Below are 19,749 nucleotides of genomic sequence, written 5' to 3' on the forward strand. Positions count from 1 at the left end.
AGCGAAACCTCGTTTCACATTTCCCCAGGGTTCTCCACATCTGTGGATAATTGTGTGGAAAGACCCCTGGAGTGGCATATTCGTAGGGCCGACGGTGCCACGCCGCCGCCTGGATGGGGGACCCGGGCAGCGTCCGAACCGGTTACGGACGTACGCGGAATCACAACATCGACCTATCCACGGTTGATACTCCGCATGCCCCGACCGTCTGCTCCTATCGCCTACTTCTCCGGGGAGGAAACTGCATGGACGACGAGCAGAACGTGTTGGCCACGGTGTGGCCAGAGGTGGTCGCCGAACTAACCACCGGCTCGCCCGATGGTGCCATCTCGCCGGTTTCGCGGGCGCAGCAGGCCTGGCTCAAACTCGTCAAGCCGCTGACCGTGGCGCAGGGCTTCGCCTTGCTCTCGGTGCCGTCCTCGCTGGCCCAGGAGGCGATCGAACGCGATCTGCGCGAACCCATTCTGCGCTCCCTCGGCCGTCGTCTCGGTCCCCAGGTCGAGGGCCTCGGGGTGCGGATCGCCGCACCGGCCACGCAGCCGACCGAACGCCCCGGCAATAATCCGCGCCACGCCAGAATGACGAGTCGGCCGGAGCGCGGCCGGGACAGCGGCCGCGGCCCGGCCGGATATCCCGCCCCGGACTATCCCGGACGCTCGGACTATTCGCCGCCGCGCTATGCACAGCCCAACGACTACCAGGCAGCGCCGGAGTACTCGGGCGGACCCGAATACTCGGCCGCGCCGGACTACGAGTCCGCATCCGAGTACGCGGGCCCGCCGGAGTATCTGCCGGTGCCCGGATACGAAACCGCCGGTTTCCCGACCGACGATTACTCGCCCCGCGGCGACTACCCGGGCCCGGTCAATGGCGAACGACAGGACGCGCCGCCCGTGCCCCGCCGGGAATCCGGACTGCCGCCCCGGCGTGATTCCGTCCCGCCCGGACAGGAATCACTGTTCAATCCGGAGCCGGCACCAGAGCCGGGACGTGGCCCGGGTCGTGCGCCGATGCGGGAAGCGGCTCCCGTGCGGGAAGCGCGGCCGAATGGCGATTCAGCGATCGCGGCCGCGCACGAATCGGTCCGCGAGCCGATCTCGGACAACTCCCACGATGATGAGCCGGTCGTCAACGTCCGCAACTCGTGGCCCACCTACTTCACCAAGTCACAGGAGAACCCGGCCCCGTCGAACTCCTCGGCGAGCCTGAACGCGAAGTACACCTTCGAGACGTTCGTCATCGGCGCGTCCAACCGCTTCGCGCACGCGGCGGCGGTGGCCATCGCAGAGGCGCCAGCGCGCGCCTACAATCCGCTGTTCGTCTGGGGCGCTTCAGGTTTGGGCAAGACCCATCTGCTGCACGCGGCGGGCCACTATGCCCAGCGGCTGTTCCCCGGTATGCGGGTGAAGTACGTCTCGACCGAAGAGTTCACCAACGACTTCATCAACAGCCTGCGCGACGACCGGAAGGTGGCGTTCAAGCGCCGCTATCGAGAAACCGACATCCTGCTGGTCGACGACATCCAGTTCATCGAGGGCAAGGAAGGCATCCAGGAGGAGTTCTTCCACACCTTCAACACCCTGCACAACGCGAATAAGCAGATCGTGGTGTCCTCGGACCGGCCGCCCAAGCAGCTGGCCACCCTGGAAGAGCGGCTGCGGACCCGGTTCGAATGGGGCCTGATCACCGATGTGCAGCCGCCGGAGCTGGAAACCCGCATCGCGATTCTGCGCAAGAAGGCGCGGATGGACCGGCTCGACGTACCGCACGACGTGCTGGAGCTGATCGCCAGCCGGGTCGAACGCAACATCCGCGAGTTGGAGGGTGCGCTGATCCGGGTGACGGCCTTTGCGTCGCTGAACGGTCAGCCACTGGATCTGCCGCTGGCCGAGGTCGTCCTGCGCGATCTCATGCCCGATACCGCGACGCTGGAGATCAATGCGGCGACGATCATGGCCGTCACCGCCGAATACTTCAACACCACCCTCGAGGAGCTGACCGGACCGGGTAAGGCCCGCCCGCTGGCCCAGGCCCGGCAGATCGCCATGTACCTGTGCCGTGAACTGACCGACCTATCGCTACCCAAGATCGGTCAGGCCTTCGGTCGCGACCACACCACGGTGATGTATGCGGAGAAGAAAGTTCGCAAGGAGATGACCGAACGGCGACGGGTCTACGACCAGGTGCAAGAACTAACAGCCCGGATTAAACAGCGTTCGCGCTGACCATCCCTCACACCCTGTGCACCGCCCCTGACCTGGGGCGGTGCTTTTTTATGCCCTGTGGACTCCTCGAGGAATTCTTGTGGAGTCCTCGAGGAAACTCCAAGTTGTGCACCGATCCGTCCACAGGCTCGCGGCACGGGTCCGGCGGCTCGGCTAACAGGGGTGGATTCAACAGATTCCACAGCCCGGGCCGCCCACAGCTCTTGACCAGCAACGGATTCGGTCACAGGGGTGTGGAATCCTCGAGGATTCCGTGTGGAGTCCTCGAGGATTCCTCGAGTTGTCCACGATTCGATGCACATCTGTGAACAACCACGGGTACGTAGTGGAACAACTCGAGGAGCACTCGAGGATGAACGGGGGACAACTGCCGAACCTCCACAGACCCCTCCCGTTCATCCTCGAGTCACCCTGCGTCCATCCCCACGGCACCACACCTCCGGACCTGCGGATTCGGCCGCAGTCCACAGATTCCACAGTGCCTACTACTACTTCAGTTCTTCTTCTTAGAAATCTCTCTTCAAAACAGGATGTGTGGAAAGTCGATCGATGCTCATCGGCATCCGAATCGGTCACCGCACCCGAAGCAAGGAAAGGGCGGGGACGACGTGTCCACCGGATCGCCCGTACTCCTTCTCCATGACTTCTCATCGATACGAGAGTCGGGATCGCTACGAACAGTGACCGGAGGGTCGGGCTAGGTTCATCTGGTTCGCGCGGGTACGGTTTGATGTCGGTCGCCTATGCCACACTTCTGGGTGGCCGCAACAGCACCCCTTTTTCGAGAATCAATGCTGAGAGCCGACAGGGATCACGGAACCGGGAGAGGACAGATCGGGCGATGGAGCTGGCGAGTATGAAGTTTCGGGTCGCCCGAGAGGATTTCGCCGAGTCCGTTGCATGGGTGGCACGCAGCCTCCCGTCGCGGCCTCCGGTTCCCGTGCTCGGCGGTGTACTACTCGTGGCGGGCGAGGACGGACTCACCGTCTCCGGCTTCGACTACGAGGTCTCCGCGCAGATGCGCGTCGCGGCCGAGGTCGCCGGTCCCGGTGAGGTGCTCGTCTCCGGCCGGCTGCTCGCCGATATCACCAAGGCGCTGTCCAATAAGCCCGTCGATGTGGCCATCGACGGCACCCGGGTGTTGATCACCTGTGGCAGCGCGAAATTCTCGCTGCCGACCATGCCGGTCGAGGACTATCCCCAGTTGCCCGAGGTACCCGAGCAGACCGGTGAGCTGAGCGTCGATGTCTTCGCCGAAGCGGTCGGTCAGGTCGCGGTCGCCGCCGGACGCGACGACACCCTGCCGATGCTCACCGGCATCCGGGTCGAGATCGAGGGTCCACAGGTCGTGCTCGCGGCCACCGACCGATTCCGGTTGGCGGTCCGGCACATCGAATGGCAGCCCACCCGCACCGATATCGAGACCTCGGTGCTGATTCCGGCCCGGACGCTGTCGGAGGCCGCGAAGACGCTCGGCCCGTCGGATGCTCCGGTGCAGCTGTCGCTCGGTACCGGCAGCGGTGCTGGCGCCGATGGTCTGCTCGGTATCGTGAACGCGGGCCGTCGTACCACCACCCGACTCCTCGATGCGGAATTCCCCAAGTTCCGCCAATTGCTCCCCAAGGAGCACACCTCGATCGCCACCCTGCAGGTCTCGACACTGACCGATGCCATCAAGCGGGTCGCCTTGGTCGCCGAGCGCGGCGCCCAGGTGCGCCTGGAGTTCACCGATGAGGGCCTGCTGCTCTCGGCGGGTGGTGACGATGCCGGACGCGCCGAGGAATGGCTCGAGGCCGAATTCCGCGGTGAGTCGCTAACCATCGCGTTCAACCCGGGCTACCTGATCGACGGGCTTTCCGCCCTGCACGCAGACCGGGTCACCTTCGGCTTCACCACACCGAGTCGTCCCGCGGTGTTGCTGCCCGCCAGCGACGAGGAGCCGAAGGTGACGGAGTCGGGCGCCTTCGCCGCACTGGAATGCGCCTACATCTACCTGTTGATGCCGGTCCGGCTGCCGGGCTGAGCATCGGCACCGATGCGATTTATCCACAGTTCGCCCACAGACGGTGGATGGACCACAAGATGTTGTGGTCTGCGGCCGATTCGTACCGGACGGCGGCGAAAAACGGCGATGACGACGGCCGGAGCGGAGTAGACAGGTGTTCATCCGGACGCTGTCACTGCGCGACTTCCGCTCCTGGGAGCATGCCGAACTCGAATTATCCCCAGGCCGAACGGTTTTTCTCGGCTCGAATGGCAACGGCAAGACGAACCTGCTCGAAGCGGTCGGCTACCTCGCCACCTTGGGCTCGCATCGGGTCGCCGCCGACGCACCGCTGATCCGCATCGGCGCGGATCGCGCCAGGATCGGTGCGACGGTTGTGAATGCGGGCCGCGAGCTGCGCGTCGATATCGAACTGAACCAGGGCGCCGCGAATCGCGCGCAGATCAACCGATCGCCGGTGCGCAGACCGCGGGAGATTCTCGGCATTCTGCAGACGGTGCTGTTCGCGCCGGAGGATCTCGCCTTGGTCAGGGGCGATCCGGGCGAACGTCGCCGCTTCCTCGACGAATTGTGCACAGCCCGGTTGCCGCGGTTGGCCGCGGTCCGATCCGACTACGACCGGGTGCTGCGACAGCGTTCGGCGCTATTGAAATCCGCTGGGCGACATGCCCGCTCGAAGGCGGAACTGAGCACCCTCGACGTATGGGACGGACATCTGGCGACCCATGCCGCCGTACTGCTTGCCCAACGGCTGAGGTTGGTGCACGACCTATATCCCTATCTCGCACAGGCATACTCATCGATCGCACCTGAATCCCGTCCGGCCGCAATCGGCTATCGCAGCGCGAGTCTGCCAGCGGAGTTCCTGGATCCGGCGCGCGCACCGCTGCCCGATGACACCGAGGCGCTGGAGGCGATCATGCTGCGCGAATTGGTGGCGGCGCGCCCGAAGGAGTTGGAGCGCGGTGTCTGCCTGGTCGGCCCGCACCGTGACGACCTGGATCTCATGCTCGGCACCGCACCCGCGAAAGGCTTTGCCAGTCACGGTGAATCGTGGTCGTTCGCGCTGGCTCTGCGGCTCGCGGCCTTCGAACTGCTGCGCGCTACCGGCGCCGAACCTGTGCTGCTGCTCGACGATGTCTTCGCCGAACTCGACCGCCGCCGACGCACGGCACTCGCGCAGGTCGCGGCGGGAGCCGAGCAGGTGCTGATCACCGCAGCGGTTCCCGAGGACGTACCAGCGGAATTGTCCGCGGTACCGCTGCGGGTGGAGACCAATGGCGGTGCGGACGGCCGGATCTCCCGAATCGCCGATGTCGAAACCCCCACCGCCTGATCCGTGCCGTCGATTCGTACCGACGCCAGGACTTCTGCCCGCGTGGTTCATCGGTAAGATCGCCCGCGAATGCGTTGCAAAGCCATAGCTACCAACGCACCAACTGATTTCGTAACTCGCCGGGGACGTCCAGAACCGTCGGTCCGGCGATCGAGGTTTGACGACCGGCAAAGGTTCGTGGAGGGAGAGGCGGACCCGTGAGCGATCAAGCAGCATCGAGCGCATCTCCATCGGATCCCGAACCAGAACTGCGCGGCATTGATCTGGCGCGCCGCGCGCTCGAGGAGGCTCGGGCCGCGGCCAAGGCGAGCGGTAAATCGGTGGGACAGGGCCGGGCCTCGCCGCGTCGGCTGCGTGCCGGTGCCCGGCGCCGCACCGGTTGGTCCGGTGCGCGGCCGGATGACCGTGACCCACAGCTGCTTTCGAGCCTGGCTGGCGCCATCGCGAAGAATCGGGGCTGGTCGGCCAAGGTCGCCGAGGGTATGGTCTTCGGCCGCTGGGCTGGTGTGGTGGGCGAGGATATCGCCTCGCATGCGACTCCGATGACGCTGAAGGACGGCGTACTGAGCATCGCTGCCGAGTCGACGGCGTGGGCCACCCAGCTGCGCATGCTGCAGGGGCAGCTCCTGGCGAAGATCAACGCGGCGGTCGGGCAGGGCGTGGTCACCTCGCTGAAGATCACCGGTCCGGCGGCTCCGAGCTGGCGCAAGGGTGAACGTCATATCAAGGGCCGCGGCCCTCGTGACACCTACGGATAGCATTGCACTGTCACAGTCCCCGGTCGTTCCACGTGAAACCCTGATAGTAGAACATGTGTTCGACTGTCGATCCGTGTGGAAACCGACGATCTGCCCACCGCGCGGGAAAGGGGTCGGGGAGGCGGAATGGCGGACGCAAAGCGGTTGAAGGCGGAACCGACCCGGCGCCGACCGATTTCTCGCATCCACGGAGCCGTTAGGGGTGTCGTAGGTGCACTGTGGCTTGGGTCTACCAGTAGGATGGTGGGGTAACTAGCGGCGAACCTTCGGCGCGTTCGGCGCAGCCCGCGCGTGGACCCGTATTTCACGACCAGAAATCTGAACCGGGGCCCCACGTGTGCTGTCCGATCGCTGCGCCAAAGGATCAGCAAGTAAGGAGAGCTACCGACCAGTGGCTGCCATGGACTCCAACGCAGACGGCTCGAACAAGCCCAAGTCAGGTAATTACGGTGCTGAATCCATCACCGTCCTCGAAGGTCTCGAAGCCGTTCGCAAGCGGCCCGGTATGTACATCGGCTCCACCGGTGAGCGCGGTCTGCATCACCTGATCTGGGAGGTCGTCGACAACTCGGTCGACGAGGCGATGGCCGGATACGCGACGCAGGTGGATGTGACCCTGCTGGCGGACGGTGGCGTCGAGGTGATCGACGACGGCCGCGGTATCCCGGTAGCCATGCACGCCCAGGGTGTGCCCACCATCGAGGTCGTCATGACCCAGCTGCACGCCGGCGGCAAGTTCGACTCCGATTCCTATGCGGTGTCGGGCGGTCTGCACGGTGTCGGCATCTCCGTGGTGAACGCGCTCTCCAGCCGCCTCGAGGCGGATGTGGACGTGGACGGGTACCACTGGACGCAGGAATACAAGGATTCCAAGCCCGGCAAGCTGATGCAGGGCGATCGGACCAAGCGCACCGGCACCACGATTCGCTTCTGGGCCGACCCGAACATCTTCGAGACCACCACCTACAACTTCGAGACGGTCGCGCGCCGCCTGCAGGAGATGGCGTTCCTGAACAAGGGCCTCACCATCACCCTGACCGACGAGCGGGTGGCCGAGAGCGACGTCATCGACGAGGTGGTGAGCGATACCGCCGAGGCGCCCAAGCATGCCGATCCGGATGCGCCCGCCGCGCCGGTCGAGCACAAGGTGAAGACGCGGACCTACCACTACCCGGGTGGTCTGGAAGATTTCGTCCGGCATATCAACCGGACCAAACAGGCCATCCACAACTCGGTCGTCGCCTTCACCGGTAAGGGCACCGGGCACGAACTCGAGGTCGCGATGCAGTGGAACTCCGGCTACTCGGAGTCCGTGCACACCTTCGCCAACACCATCAACACCCATGAGGGCGGCACCCACGAAGAGGGCTTCCGTGCGGCGCTCACCACGGTGGTCAACAAGTACGCCAAGGACAAGAAGCTGCTCAAGGAGAAGGACGGCAACCTCACCGGTGACGATATCCGCGAGGGTCTGGCCGCCATCGTGAGCGTGAAGGTTTCCGAACCGCAGTTCGAGGGCCAGACCAAGACCAAGCTCGGCAATACCGAGGTCAAGTCGTTCGTGCAGCGCACCTGCAACGAGCACCTCTCGCACTGGTTCGAGGCCAATCCGGCCGATGCGAAGACCATTGTGAACAAGGCGGTCTCCTCGGCACAGGCCCGCGTCGCGGCGCGTAAGGCGCGTGAGTTGGTGCGCCGCAAGAGCGCCACCGACCTCGGTGGCCTGCCCGGCAAGCTGGCCGACTGCCGGTCCAAGGATCCGAGCAAGTCCGAGATCTACATCGTCGAGGGCGACTCCGCCGGTGGCTCGGCCAAGTCCGGCCGCGATTCGATGTACCAGGCGATTCTGCCGCTGCGCGGCAAGATCATCAATGTCGAGAAGGCCCGTATCGACCGCGTCCTCAAGAACAACGAGGTCCAGTCGATCATCACCGCCTTCGGCACCGGCATCCACGACGAATTCGATATCGCCAAGCTGCGGTACCACAAGATCGTGCTGATGGCCGACGCCGACGTGGACGGCCAGCACATCTCGACCCTGCTGCTGACGCTGCTGTTCCGCTTCATGCGGCCGCTGGTCGAGCACGGGCACGTGTACCTCGCCCAGCCGCCGCTGTACAAGCTCAAGTGGCAGCGCTCCGATCCGGAGTTCGCCTACTCCGATCGCGAGCGCGACGGCCTGCTGGAGGCGGGTCTCGCCGCGGGCAAGAAGATCAACAAGGACGACGGTGTCCAGCGCTACAAGGGTCTCGGCGAGATGAATGCCAAGGAGCTCTGGGAGACCACCATGGATCCTTCGGTGCGGGTACTGCGTCAGGTCACCCTCGACGACGCCGCCGCGGCCGACGAGCTGTTCTCCATCCTGATGGGTGAGGACGTCGAGGCACGTCGCAGCTTCATCACCCGCAATGCCAAGGACGTTCGCTTCCTCGACGTGTAACCGGCGCGACGCGTAATTCCACGTCCGGTGCCAAGGAGACTTTTAGATGACTGAAACCACCCTGCCACCCAACGGCGGAGCGGGTGACCGGATCGAGCCGGTCGACATCCAGAACGAAATGCAGAGCAGCTACATCGATTACGCGATGAGCGTGATCGTCGGCCGCGCGCTGCCCGACGTCCGCGACGGCCTCAAGCCGGTGCATCGCCGGGTTCTCTACGCGATGTACGACAACGGCTACCGTCCCGACCGCGGCTATGTGAAGTCCGCCCGCCCGGTCGCCGAGACCATGGGTAACTACCACCCACACGGTGACGCCTCGATCTACGACACCCTGGTCCGCATGGCCCAGCCGTGGTCGCTGCGCTATCCGCTGGTCGACGGCCAGGGCAACTTCGGCTCCCGCGGCAACGACGGCGCGGCCGCGATGCGGTACACCGAATGCCGCCTGACTCCGCTGGCGATGGAGCTGCTGCGTGAAATCGACCACGAGACGGTCGATTTCACGCCGAACTACGACGGCCGCTCACAGGAGCCGACGGTTCTCCCCAGCCGTGTGCCCAGCCTGTTGATGAACGGCAGCAACGGCATCGCGGTCGGCATGGCGACCAATATCCCGCCGCACAACCTCAATGAGTTGGCCGAGGCGGTCTACTGGGCGCTGGAGAACTACGAGGCCGATGAGGAGGCGACTCTCGCCGCCTGTATGGAGCGGGTCAAGGGGCCGGACTTCCCGACCTACGGCCTCATCGTCGGTGGTCAGGGCATCCACGACGCCTACACCACCGGCCGTGGCTCGATCCGCATGCGCGGTGTCGTCGAGATCGAAGAGGACAACCGCGGTCGCACCACCATCGTCATTACCGAGCTGCCGTACCAGGTCAACACCGACAACTTCATCAACTCCATCGCGGAGCAGGTGAAGGACGGCAAGATCGCGGGCATCTCCGATATCCACGACGAGTCCTCCGACCGTGCCGGTATGCGGATCGTGGTCACCATCAAGCGTGATGCGGTGGCCAAGGTCGTGCTGAACAACCTCTACAAGCACACCCAGCTGCAGACCAGCTTCGGCGCCAACATGCTCTCGATCGTGGACGGCGTGCCGCGCACGCTGCGCCTGGATCAGATGATCCGGCTCTACGTCGAGCACCAGTTGGACGTCATCGTGCGGCGCACCCGCTACCTGCTGCGCAAGGCCGAGGAGCGGGCCCACATTCTGCGCGGCCTGGTCAAGGCACTCGACGCACTCGACGAGGTCATCGCGCTGATCCGGCGTTCGGCCAATACCGACACCGCGCGCACCGGCCTGATGCAGTTGCTGGATATCGACGAGATCCAGGCCACCGCCATCCTTGATATGCAGCTGCGCAGGCTGTCGGCCCTGGAACGGCAGAAGATCATCGACGATCTGGCCAAGATCGAGGCCGAGATCGCCGACCTCAAGGACATTCTCGAAAAGCCCGAGCGGCAGCGCGCGATCGTGCGCGATGAACTGGCCGAGATCGTCGACAAGTACGGCGACGAGCGGCGCACCAAGATCGTGGCCAACGACGGCGATATGGCCGATGAGGATCTCATCGCCCGCGAGGATGTGGTCGTCACCGTCACCGAGACCGGCTACGCCAAGCGCACCAAGACCGACCTGTACCGCAGCCAGAAGCGCGGCGGTAAGGGTGTGCAGGGTGCGGGCCTCAAGCAGGACGACATCGTCAAGCACTTCTTCGTCAGCTCCACCCATGACTGGCTGCTGTTCTTCACCAATAAGGGCCGGGTGTACCGCGCAAAGGCCTACGAACTGCCCGAGGCCAGCCGGACCGCGCGCGGTCAGCATGTGGCCAACCTGCTGGCGTTCCAGCCGGATGAGAAGATCGCCCAGATCATTCAGATCAAGGGTTACGAGGACGCCCCGTATCTGGTGCTCGCCACCAGGAACGGCCTCGTGAAGAAGTCGAAGCTCTCCGATTTCGACTCCAACCGCAGCGGCGGCATCGTCGCGGTGAACCTGCGCGACGAGGACGAACTGGTCGGCGCCGTGCTGTGCTCGGCCGACGACGATCTGCTGCTGGTGTCGGCGCAGGGGCAGTCGATCCGGTTCTCGGCCACCGACGAGGCGCTGCGTCCGATGGGCCGCGCCACCTCCGGTGTGCAGGGCATGCGGTTCAATGCCGACGATGAACTGTTGTCGCTCAATGTGGTTCGGGCCGATACCTACCTGCTGGTCGCGACCTCCGGCGGCTATGCCAAGCGGACCGCGATCGAGGAATACACCCCGCAGGGTCGGGGCGGTAAAGGCGTATTGACTATCCAATACGACACCAAGCGTGGCACCCTGGTCGGTGCGCTCATCGTCGACGACGAGGATGAGTTGTATGCGATCACGTCGGGCGGTGGCGTTATCCGGACGGCGGCGAAGCAGGTTCGTAAGGCTGGACGGCAGACCAAGGGCGTGCGATTGATGAACCTCGCCGATGGCGATACCTTGCTTGCAATCGCGCGCAATGCTGACGAACCCGATCCTGATGCGATCGTCGGCGGAGACGGCGACACCGGTTCCTCTGAGCAATAACCCCACAGCGGCGGCAACGAACGGATCTAAGGATTCCCATTGACCACTCCGAATCAGCCGAATGACGAGCGGCACCAGACGAACGGTGTAACCGAACGTATCGCACCGTCACCGATTCCGCCGCGGCCGATCCCACGGCCCGTCGCCTCGGCCGAGAACGGCCAGCCGGTCGGCGCGCCGGGAGGTGCCCAGCCGCATGAAAACCGCAACCCGCCAGGCGAAGTCGCGTTCAAGGCGCCGGAACCGGGCGCTGCCGACGGGGCCGGATCGAAAAAGGATGCCGGTGATTCCGCGGGCAACGGCCAGTCTCACTTCCAAGAGGGTTGGTCGCAGTTGCCGCAGCGGGAGCCGCAGTCGAACCTGTATCGGCCCGGGCAGTCGCCGGTGACCGGTCGTCCGAATTCCACCGGCGGTGGGCTCAGCAGCGGCGGCGGCCTCGCTGGTGGCGGCGGCGGCCTCGGTGGCGGCAATGCCCGCACCACCGCGGATCTGGCGGCCAAGGCCGCGCGCAAGGAAGCGGCGATGGTGAAGTCCGTCGGCATCGACGGACCGACCCGCAGCATCGCCCGCCCGGAACTGATCAAGGACATGCCGGACCTCTCGGAGATCCGGCATCCGCTGCCGGTCGAAACTCCGGGTCCGCAGGCCACCCCGGTCTCGCCCGCGGTTCCGGTCGCCGTCGCGGCGGCCGTCGCCACGGGTGAACCATTGCGGGCGACGGTGCAGATCCGCCGGATCGACCCGTGGTCGACCCTGAAGATCTCGCTGGTGATCAGCGTGGCCATGTTCTTCGTGTGGATGCTCGCGGTCGGTCTGCTCTACATCGTGCTCGAGGGCATGGGTGTCTGGGAGCGGCTCAACAGCACCTTCACCGATATGGTCTCCTCGGACAGCGGATCGGTCGGGTTGGTCGATGCCGGTTCCGTCTTCGGGTACGCGGGCGTCATCGGGCTGATCAATGTGGTGCTTTTCACAGCCTTGGCGACCGTCGGCGTCTTCATCTACAACCAGTGCTGCGACCTCGTCGGTGGCATTCAGGTGACCCTGGCCGACCCCGATTAGAACGGTTGCCGAACGGCCGGTCGCTGCCCTCGCGCAGGGCGGTGACCGGCCGTTTTGGTCATCGGCGGGCAGGTAAGGTAATCTCGTGCCTCGGTTCGGTTAGCAGCTTCGGCAGGTATCCGAACGAGATGAGGGCCTATAGCTCAGGCGGTTAGAGCGCTTCGCTGATAACGAAGAGGTCGGAGGTTCAAGTCCTCCTAGGCCCACTCCCGAACATCACAGTAGGGTGGGAATCATGAAAATTCTTCTCACGGTCGGTGTCGTAGTCGCGGTTCTCATCGGAATCACCAAGCTGCGCAAGCGCGACGATGCGGACCTGTGGCACGAAGTCACTACCCGCTGATTCTGTCCTCGGACAGTAGGGATTCGGGGCCTTAGCTCAATTGGCAGAGCACTGCCTTTGCAAGGCAGGGGTTAGGGGTTCGATTCCCCTAGGCTCCACTAGGAACCATGCAGGTCACGGCCTAGATTTATGATCTAGGCCAGGCCTGGGTCCACATATCGAATACGAGGGGATTCGGCGCCGAACGAAATGGCGCACGCATGTCGGTCAACAATCCTCTTACTGAGCTTGGGGACGTCGCCCCAAAAAAGCACGCGAAACGAGAACAAGGCTCACGCTGACTGTGAGCATGAGCCTTGGCAAGTGACCCTGGCGGGCCATCATGCGAACCGCATCGTCTGCCCGACGGCCCGGACATCACGATCCACGCCGTCACCACCCAGCCGCAGCAGGCGGGTTGGGCAGCTTAGCCCGGTCCCGCAGCGCAATGGCCAGTCATGATGGCGCACAAGATCTGCGCGGCCAAGGATGTGAGCGCATCGCCAGCCGAACCGGAGGCCGAACCACTATCAGCCACCTGGGACGCGGACGGCGTTTCAGCGGCGAGCGTTGGTCCTGTCTCGGCCTGCGCCGGGGCGAAGGGGATCAGTACGGCACTTGTCAGCAGTACACCGGCAACGGCGCTACGGATAACTCGATTCAACTCAAACCTGCTTAGCCTCAGAGGGTTTCGGTCTGCAAGCGCGGACCACTCGGGTTAGATCGACGGGTGCTTACCGTCCGTTACGGACTGTCCGCCGACTGGTCGATGCCACCTTCCGTACCCTCGACCGGAAGCAACAACGCTTCTGCGGTACCGGCCCCGTCGGGATGGGTACGCGTTGGTGGACCCTGAAGTGTGAACCACCCGGAGGGGCTTCGCCCCCCGGACCTGCTTGTTCGTGGTTGCGTTGGGCTGTTGGCTCGGCACTTTGGGCTTGCCCAGCGGGGTTGGCCCTGAGGATGGGGCGCGACCGCAGGGGCAGGCCGTACGAAGGACTGCTTCGCCACCTCGTGATCGACGATCATCCAGCCCATTACTCCGTCTAAACCATTGGCGTTCCAGCCCAGTTCACAGGGCGACCGAGGCGTGCTTCAACTGGGCGAGCATTGTTTCGTCGGGCCAGAACCGGGCTTCGAAGCGGATGGGGGACATGCCCGGAACTGGTGTGAGGCCGGTTATTTCGAGGGCTGCGGTGAATGGGACGGTGCAGACGGGGACGGCATTGTTGTCGGGGTCGGTGCTGGCGAACATGATGTAGTCGGCGGCGGGGAGCAGGTAGTCGACGCCTTTGCCCCATACGGTGTAGGTGTAGGGCCAGGTGTCGGTGCCCGCGATCTTGATATCGCCGACGATGGCCATTTTCAAGCCGTAGCAGCGGAATTCGAAATCGCGCTCCAATGCCTTGTTGAGCCAGTTGGCCTGGGCGGCGTATTCCCAGAGCGCCAAGCGGTATCCGGCGCGGACGGCGGTCTGGTGCTGCTCGTGCGGGCCCGCCCGGTCGAAGGGCACCACGGTGCCGTCTTCGTCGAGGGTGTAGCCCTGAGGCGAGAGGCAGTGGCGTGCGTTGACGTACTGTTCCTCGACTTGGCGATAGATGCGCGCGAGTAGGTGTGGGATGTCGGGGACCACGATGAGGTTGTTGATATCGGGTATGAAGGCTACCGGGCGGCGGCCGCTGTATCGCTGGCTGAAACTTGCCAGCCAGCCGGGTGCGAGCAGCCATGAGGTGATGTAGCCGCTGCCCTCGTCGTCGGTCAGGCTGAGGATCGCATTGCCGCGTGGATTATGGGGCTGTGCAATGGTTTCCAGGTTTTTGCGGGCCGTCGCGAAGACTTCGTCGGCCCCGACCGGCCAACTCGCCAGCAGCGAGTTGTTGACGATGGTTCGGGAGTTCGGCAGGTCGATCGCCACCAACTCGTCGACGAATGGGAAAGCCGGGCGGCTAACGAACCGCGCCTCATCGTAGGTGACCAGCCCGGGCCTGCGGTGCAGCAAATCGTCCCACCCCGCCTGTTTGTAGGTGGCAGAACGCAGAATCGGGCGCAGCAGCGGACGAGCTTCCTCCCACGTGTGCGTGTGTGCGTTTTCGTCGCCGCTGATCCAGGTCAGAAACCGCGCGATCCGTGCCGTGCGTCTCGGCCCGGACAAGCGAATAGCGTCGTGATACACATTGCCGAGTCCGATCTCGGATCCGTCGATCAGATCGATGCGGAAAGCCTCGGCGTCGTATTCGGCGACCTCTTTGCCGACATCGGCGAGATGCCGCAGCACAAGTGTCGCAAAGTGATCCGGTGTCAGGTCATCGAAACTCCCCACCGGACAACCGTATCCGTCGACTCGACGGCGCGCACGGGGTCAGCTGGTCGCTGGTGGGCCGTGGCGGTCCAGGTGCAGGTAGGTGTAGCAGGTGGTGAGCAGGCACACCACGGTGGCGGTGATGAGCATGGCCCAGCCCGCCACCAGCAGGCTCAGCAGACCGCCGAGCAGGGCACCGGAGCAGAAGGCGGCGTAGAGCAGGAAATAGCCGAGCCAGTCGGTGTAATCGCCGCCGCTGATATGGCGTTCGATGCCCTGGGCCAATTTGACGAGTGTTCCGGTGACGTAGCTGAGCGGCACCGAGACCTCGCCGTCCTTGACGAAGGAGGTGTTGAGGGCGCCGACGCCGAAGGCCACCAGCAGGATGGGAATGAGGTCGATATTGGTGGCGCTCGTCAGCCAGTAGATGATGCTGTCCAGTAGTGATGCCGCGGCCAGGCAGAGGGTGGTGAGCAGGGTCGGGCCGTGCGGATGTCCGGACCAGAAATGCCTGCGGCACAGCGAGGCGACCACCACCCCGGCCAGGAACGACAGCAGCAGCAGGGCCGCGGCGACGGCCAGGTCCGGTTCGTCGTGGAAGTAGCCGAGGATGGCGCGGTCGGTATTGCCGGTCATAAAGGTGACGAAGTAGCCAGCGGTATGCATGAAGGCCGCGGCTCCGATCAGACCGGCCAATGCCGCGAGCACCCAGGACAGCCGCGCGTTGGCGTCGAAGAGCTTCTTTCGGCGCTCTAGATCCGGTTTCGGCACTGGTCGGGCTCCTCTTGGCGGATTACGACTCAGTGATACCCGGTCCTTCTGAGAATCCGCTGACGCATCGCCGAGGTGTTCGATAAGGATTGCCGGATATTCGCGGAACGGACGCCGAGGTTCCGGCGCGATCGAATGGCCGATTCTCGGTTAGCGTGCACGAGTGGACTCTGTGTTCGACTATCTGCTGACCGAAGTGCTCGATCCGACACCGCTCGAGACAGTTGCCGATGCCTGGATCCGGCATCGGGTGGCCGCCGGGCGATTCGATACGACGGTGGATATCGCGATTGCCGGTGGATTCGGTGCGGACCGACTGGGTTTCGCATTCCTGTCCGGATATCAGGAGGCGCTGCGCGCCCTACTGCCCGATCTCGCGGCCGATGAACTGGTCGCGGTCTCCGCGACCGAGGCCGGCGGCGCGCATCCATCCGCGATCCAGACCGCGCTGACCGAAACCGACAGCGGCTGGCGGGTGAACGGGACGAAGACCTTTACGACATTGGGGATCCTGGCGCGGCGGCTCTTGGTGATCGCCAGCGCGGGCGTGGCGACGGATGGGCGCAATCGGCTGCGCGCCGTGCTCGTCGACGCCGGACAGCCGGGCGTGCACGTGACGAATCTGCCCGCGATACCGTTTGCACCCGAAATCCCGCACGCCACGGTGACATTCGCTGACGCCGTGGCCCAGGTGCTGCCCGGGGACGGGTACTCGGATTACCTCAAACCATTCCGCACCATCGAGGACGTGCACGTGCTCGCGGCAACGCTCGGCTGGCTGGTGCGGGTCGGGCGCGAGTCCGGCTGGCCGCGGGCGGTGCTGCAGCGGTTGCTCGCGGCGGTGGCCTTCGTGCGGGGCCTGGATATGGCTCGTCCTACCGCGCCCGGCGGACATATCGCCATAGGCGGGGCGTATGAATTCTTCGAGTCGGTGCTGACGGAGCTGGAGCCGCTCTGGGCCCGCGCCGATCCGGTCACCCGCGAGCGGTGGGATCGCGACCGTCGGCTACTGGCGACGGCGGGAAAGGTACGGGCGCAACGGTTGACGGCGGCCTGGCAATCGGTGGGCATCGACGATTTCCCAGCGGTGCCGACGGATAGCTGAGCCGGATTTCGACCTGCCCCAGAAATGGGGAGCGGGCCTCGGCGAAGGGGGGGAGTTAGCCGAGGCCCGCGTAAGGTCGGCCCGGGGGGGAGGGGCCGACGTGAATGATCCTACGCGATGATCCAGGATTGTGTGTGCGTGGGGATCGCCACTTTCCAAGATTTTTTGGGTCGGCTTACCTGCTAGGTGCGTTGCTGTCGCCCAGGTAGCCGGACCGGTCGATAGCCGGTTCGCTCGGCAAATCCGTGACTGTTGTCAAAAATGTTGTCGCGCATGGTTTTACGGAGCGATCGTGATCCAGCTACCTGCCGGACGAAATGTGAAAACCATGCCGACCGATTGCTGTCGGTCCGGAATCGCGCCGCGGTTTCGTATCCCCGGCTGCGGATTTGGCCGGATTTGCCGCGTGTCGTTCGGGAGCGGGCATGTCGTGTACGCGGACTCCGAGTACACGCCGGGCCCGAATCGGGTAGTGCGCTACGCGCGCTGGTCGATTACCAGGGCGCGATGATCGAAACCGGTCGCATCCCGATCCGGCACCCCCGAGCACCGCCCGGAACGGGATGCGACCGTTCTATGTCCGGCACTGCCGCTGTCGGCGGGTGATATGCCCAGGTGGGCGAATAATCACGGGAAATTGTCGGTGCCCAGGGCAATACTGGCTCGAGTAACGACCTCGAACCCCAGGAGAGTCATGCCCGACGCAATAGTCGCCGAGGGTCTGGTCAAACGATACGGCCAGTTGGTCGCCCTCGATGGACTCGACCTATCGGTGCCGGAGGGTACCGTCACCGCATTGCTCGGACCCAACGGTGCGGGCAAAACCACTACCGTCCGGGTGCTCACCACCCTGCTGATTCCGGACGCGGGCCACGCGACGGTCGCGGGTATCGATGTGCTCCGCAATCCACAGGCACTGCGCTCGCGCATCGGCGCGTCGGGACAGTACGCCGCCGTCGACGAATATCTCACCGGATTCGAAAACCTGGAAATGGTGGGGCGGCTCTATCACATGGGTGTGCAGCGAAGTAAGGAGCGCGCCAGGGAATTGCTGGAGCGATTCCGGCTCAGCGACGCCGCCGACCGGCCGGTCAAGGGCTATTCCGGAGGTATGCGCCGCCGCCTCGACCTGGCCGGTGCGCTGGTGGCGAATCCGCCGGTGCTCTTCCTCGACGAGCCGACCACCGGACTCGATCCGCGTGCGCGGCTCGACCTCTGGGATGTCATCGAGGAACTCGTTGCGGGCGGCACCACCCTGCTGCTCACCACGCAGTACATGGAGGAGGCCGACCGACTGGCCGATTCCATCGCGGTGATCGACCACGGCAGGGTGATCGCCCGGGGCACCGCGGACGAGCTCAAGACCCTGGTCGGCGGCGACCGCATCGAACTCACCGTCGACCACGCCGACAATCTCGCGACCGCCCAGGAGGCGCTGCAGGGCCTGGCGGACGGGGAGATCCATCTGGAGCCGGGGCTGCGCCGGATCACCGTTCCGGTCAGCGACGGCTCGCAGGCGCTCGTCGACGCCATCGGCAGGCTGAGCATGCACAACGTACAGATCCACGATGTCGGCCTGCGTCGTCCGTCGCTCGACGACGTCTTCCTCAGCCTCACCGGACACGAGGCCGAGGAACTGATCAACGGTGACGGACGACGCGATGGCGGCGTGGCCGCGGATCGGCTCGAAGCAACGGAAGGACGCAACCGATGACCGCGGCCACCCCGGACACCAGAACCACCATGTCACTCGGTGAACGCCTGTCCATCGTCGCCAGCGACAGCGTGACGATCGCGAAGCGGAATGTCATCAAGATCAGGCGCGTGCCCGATGTGCTGATCTTCTCGACACTGTCGCCGATCATGTTCGTGCTGCTGTTCGCCTATATCTTCGGCTCGGCGATCGAGGTGCCGGGCATGTCGGGCGGCTACCGGGAGTTCCTGATCGCGGGCATCTTCGCGCAGTCGGTGGTGTTCGGCGCGACGTTCACCGGATTGGGCCTGGCCGAGGATATGCAGAAGGGCATTATCGACCGGTTCCGCTCGCTGCCGATGGCGCCATCGGCGGTACTGGTCGGGCGCACCATCAGCGATGTGGTGATCAACGTGGTCAGCCTCGTGGTGATGTCACTGACCGGATATGTCGTCGGCTGGCGGATTCGCGGATCGTTGCTCGACGCCGTGCTCGCGTTTGTGCTGTTGCTGCTGTTCGCCTACGCGATCTCGTGGATCATGGCCGTCGTCGGGCTGCTGGTCCGCGCGCCCGAGGTGTTCAACAATGCCAGCTTCATGGTGATCTTCCCGCTGACCTTTCTGGCGAATACCTTCGTTCCGCTGGAGAATCTGCCGGCGGCGCTGCGGATATTCGCCGAATGGAATCCGGTGTCCGCGGTCACTCAGGCCACCCGCGACCTGTTCGGCAATACCAGCCCGCTGGCGCCCAAATCGGATGCCTGGTCCATGCAGCATCCGGTGGTGACCACGCTGGCGTGGGTGGTGATCATCCTGCTGGTGTTCATCCCGCTTGCGCTGCGGCAATACCAGCGCACCGTCAGCCGGTGACCGGGTCGGTGCCCGGTCACCGTCCGTCAGCGACCGTTGTCTGCGCCGGCGCCCGCTACGGGCGTCGGCGCGGAACCATTGCGGGAGTATCCGATTCGCGGTGGCGCCGGTGCGGGCTCCGGCGGCTGCGGGCGCTTGCTGCGTACCAGCCAGGCCACGCCACCGGCCAGCGCGACAACGACCGCGGCGATCAGTCGGTTACGAGAACGTGCGGATACAAACAGTCGCCCCAAGGTCATTCGACAACTGTTGCATATGCCCGCGCGTCGCGCAGTAGTACCAGTTCACGGCCGCA

At 64.7% G+C, this 19,749-nt stretch carries 14 protein-coding genes and 2 tRNA genes; 13 read left to right on the forward strand and 3 right to left on the reverse strand.

What is annotated here, in order from left to right; genetic code table 11:
• Nucleotides 1–245 precede the first annotated feature (245 nt).
• The 10 genes from dnaA to ACWEO2_RS35455 all read left to right on the forward strand — a co-directional run bounded on the left by dnaA (nucleotide 246) and on the right by ACWEO2_RS35455 (nucleotide 12,836).
• A complete protein-coding gene (gene dnaA, locus ACWEO2_RS35410; RefSeq protein ID WP_452409343.1) occupies nucleotides 246–2,225 on the forward strand; it encodes a chromosomal replication initiator protein DnaA in 1,980 nt (659 codons plus the stop codon).
• 841 nt (nucleotides 2,226–3,066) lie between these two features.
• Nucleotides 3,067–4,248: a DNA polymerase III subunit beta gene (gene dnaN / locus ACWEO2_RS35415; protein WP_452409344.1), complete on the forward strand. Its 1,182-nt coding sequence runs from the start codon at nucleotides 3,067–3,069 to the stop codon at nucleotides 4,246–4,248.
• Nucleotides 4,249–4,384: 136 nt separating this feature from the next.
• The gene (gene recF, locus ACWEO2_RS35420) at nucleotides 4,385–5,566 is read left to right on the forward strand and encodes a DNA replication/repair protein RecF (protein ID WP_452409345.1); all 1,182 of its coding nucleotides are present in this window, start codon (nucleotides 4,385–4,387) and stop codon (nucleotides 5,564–5,566) included.
• Between the two features lie 197 nt (nucleotides 5,567–5,763).
• Nucleotides 5,764–6,324, forward strand: coding sequence for a DUF721 family protein (locus tag ACWEO2_RS35425; RefSeq protein WP_452409346.1), 561 nt, complete (start codon nucleotides 5,764–5,766; stop codon nucleotides 6,322–6,324).
• A 400-nt stretch (nucleotides 6,325–6,724) separates the two neighbouring features.
• Entirely contained in the window at nucleotides 6,725–8,764 is a 2,040-nt protein-coding gene (gene gyrB / locus ACWEO2_RS35430; protein WP_354956819.1) for a DNA topoisomerase (ATP-hydrolyzing) subunit B, read from the forward strand.
• Between the two features lie 46 nt (nucleotides 8,765–8,810).
• The gene (gyrA, locus tag ACWEO2_RS35435) at nucleotides 8,811–11,333 is read left to right on the forward strand and encodes a DNA gyrase subunit A (protein ID WP_452409347.1); all 2,523 of its coding nucleotides are present in this window, start codon (nucleotides 8,811–8,813) and stop codon (nucleotides 11,331–11,333) included.
• A 39-nt stretch (nucleotides 11,334–11,372) separates the two neighbouring features.
• Entirely contained in the window at nucleotides 11,373–12,395 is a 1,023-nt protein-coding gene (locus ACWEO2_RS35440) for a DUF3566 domain-containing protein (protein WP_452409348.1), read from the forward strand.
• Nucleotides 12,396–12,527: 132 nt separating this feature from the next.
• Nucleotides 12,528–12,601: transfer RNA gene (locus tag ACWEO2_RS35445), tRNA-Ile, on the forward strand.
• A 29-nt stretch (nucleotides 12,602–12,630) separates the two neighbouring features.
• Entirely contained in the window at nucleotides 12,631–12,738 is a 108-nt protein-coding gene (locus ACWEO2_RS35450) for a DLW-39 family protein (RefSeq protein WP_218007666.1), read from the forward strand.
• A gap of 25 nt (nucleotides 12,739–12,763) precedes the next feature.
• Nucleotides 12,764–12,836, forward strand: a tRNA-Ala gene (locus ACWEO2_RS35455).
• A gap of 953 nt (nucleotides 12,837–13,789) precedes the next feature.
• On the opposite strand, the gene ACWEO2_RS35460 is transcribed toward ACWEO2_RS35455, so the two are convergent.
• Entirely contained in the window at nucleotides 13,790–15,037 is a 1,248-nt protein-coding gene (locus tag ACWEO2_RS35460; protein WP_452409349.1) for a hypothetical protein, read from the reverse strand.
• 39 nt (nucleotides 15,038–15,076) lie between these two features.
• Nucleotides 15,077–15,787, reverse strand: coding sequence for a YoaK family protein (locus ACWEO2_RS35465; RefSeq protein WP_452409350.1), 711 nt, complete (start codon nucleotides 15,785–15,787; stop codon nucleotides 15,077–15,079).
• A gap of 163 nt (nucleotides 15,788–15,950) precedes the next feature.
• Here ACWEO2_RS35465 and ACWEO2_RS35470 point away from each other — a divergent pair, with 163 nt between their 5' ends.
• The 3 genes from ACWEO2_RS35470 (at nucleotide 15,951) to ACWEO2_RS35480 (ending at nucleotide 19,454) form a co-directional block, all read left to right on the forward strand.
• Complete coding sequence (locus ACWEO2_RS35470; RefSeq protein ID WP_452409351.1) at nucleotides 15,951–16,892, forward strand: acyl-CoA dehydrogenase family protein; 942 nt, start codon at nucleotides 15,951–15,953, stop codon at nucleotides 16,890–16,892.
• Between the two features lie 694 nt (nucleotides 16,893–17,586).
• Entirely contained in the window at nucleotides 17,587–18,606 is a 1,020-nt protein-coding gene (locus ACWEO2_RS35475) for an ATP-binding cassette domain-containing protein (protein WP_452409352.1), read from the forward strand.
• 29 nt (nucleotides 18,607–18,635) lie between these two features.
• The gene (locus ACWEO2_RS35480) at nucleotides 18,636–19,454 is read left to right on the forward strand and encodes an ABC transporter permease (protein WP_354956827.1); all 819 of its coding nucleotides are present in this window, start codon (nucleotides 18,636–18,638) and stop codon (nucleotides 19,452–19,454) included.
• 26 nt (nucleotides 19,455–19,480) lie between these two features.
• Here the strand turns inward: ACWEO2_RS35480 and ACWEO2_RS35485 are convergent, their stop codons facing one another.
• Nucleotides 19,481–19,693, reverse strand: a complete 213-nt coding sequence (locus ACWEO2_RS35485) for a hypothetical protein (protein ID WP_452409353.1) — start codon at nucleotides 19,691–19,693, stop codon at nucleotides 19,481–19,483.
• Nucleotides 19,694–19,749 lie beyond the last annotated feature (56 nt).

This window comes from Nocardia sp. NPDC004278 (genome assembly GCF_053602975.1).

Coding starts and splice junctions, on each gene's coding strand:
- dnaA (WP_452409343.1), top strand. CDS start 246: ATGGACGACGAGCAGAACGTGTTGGCCACGGTGTGGCCAGAGGTGGTC.
- dnaN (WP_452409344.1), top strand. CDS start 3,067: ATGGAGCTGGCGAGTATGAAGTTTCGGGTCGCCCGAGAGGATTTCGCC.
- gyrB (WP_354956819.1), top strand. CDS start 6,725: ATGGACTCCAACGCAGACGGCTCGAACAAGCCCAAGTCAGGTAATTAC.
- gyrA (WP_452409347.1), top strand. CDS start 8,811: ATGACTGAAACCACCCTGCCACCCAACGGCGGAGCGGGTGACCGGATC.
- ACWEO2_RS35450 (WP_218007666.1), top strand. CDS start 12,631: ATGAAAATTCTTCTCACGGTCGGTGTCGTAGTCGCGGTTCTCATCGGA.
- ACWEO2_RS35475 (WP_452409352.1), top strand. CDS start 17,587: ATGCCCGACGCAATAGTCGCCGAGGGTCTGGTCAAACGATACGGCCAG.
- ACWEO2_RS35480 (WP_354956827.1), top strand. CDS start 18,636: ATGTCACTCGGTGAACGCCTGTCCATCGTCGCCAGCGACAGCGTGACG.
- ACWEO2_RS35485 (WP_452409353.1), bottom strand. CDS start 19,693: ATGACCTTGGGGCGACTGTTTGTATCCGCACGTTCTCGTAACCGACTG.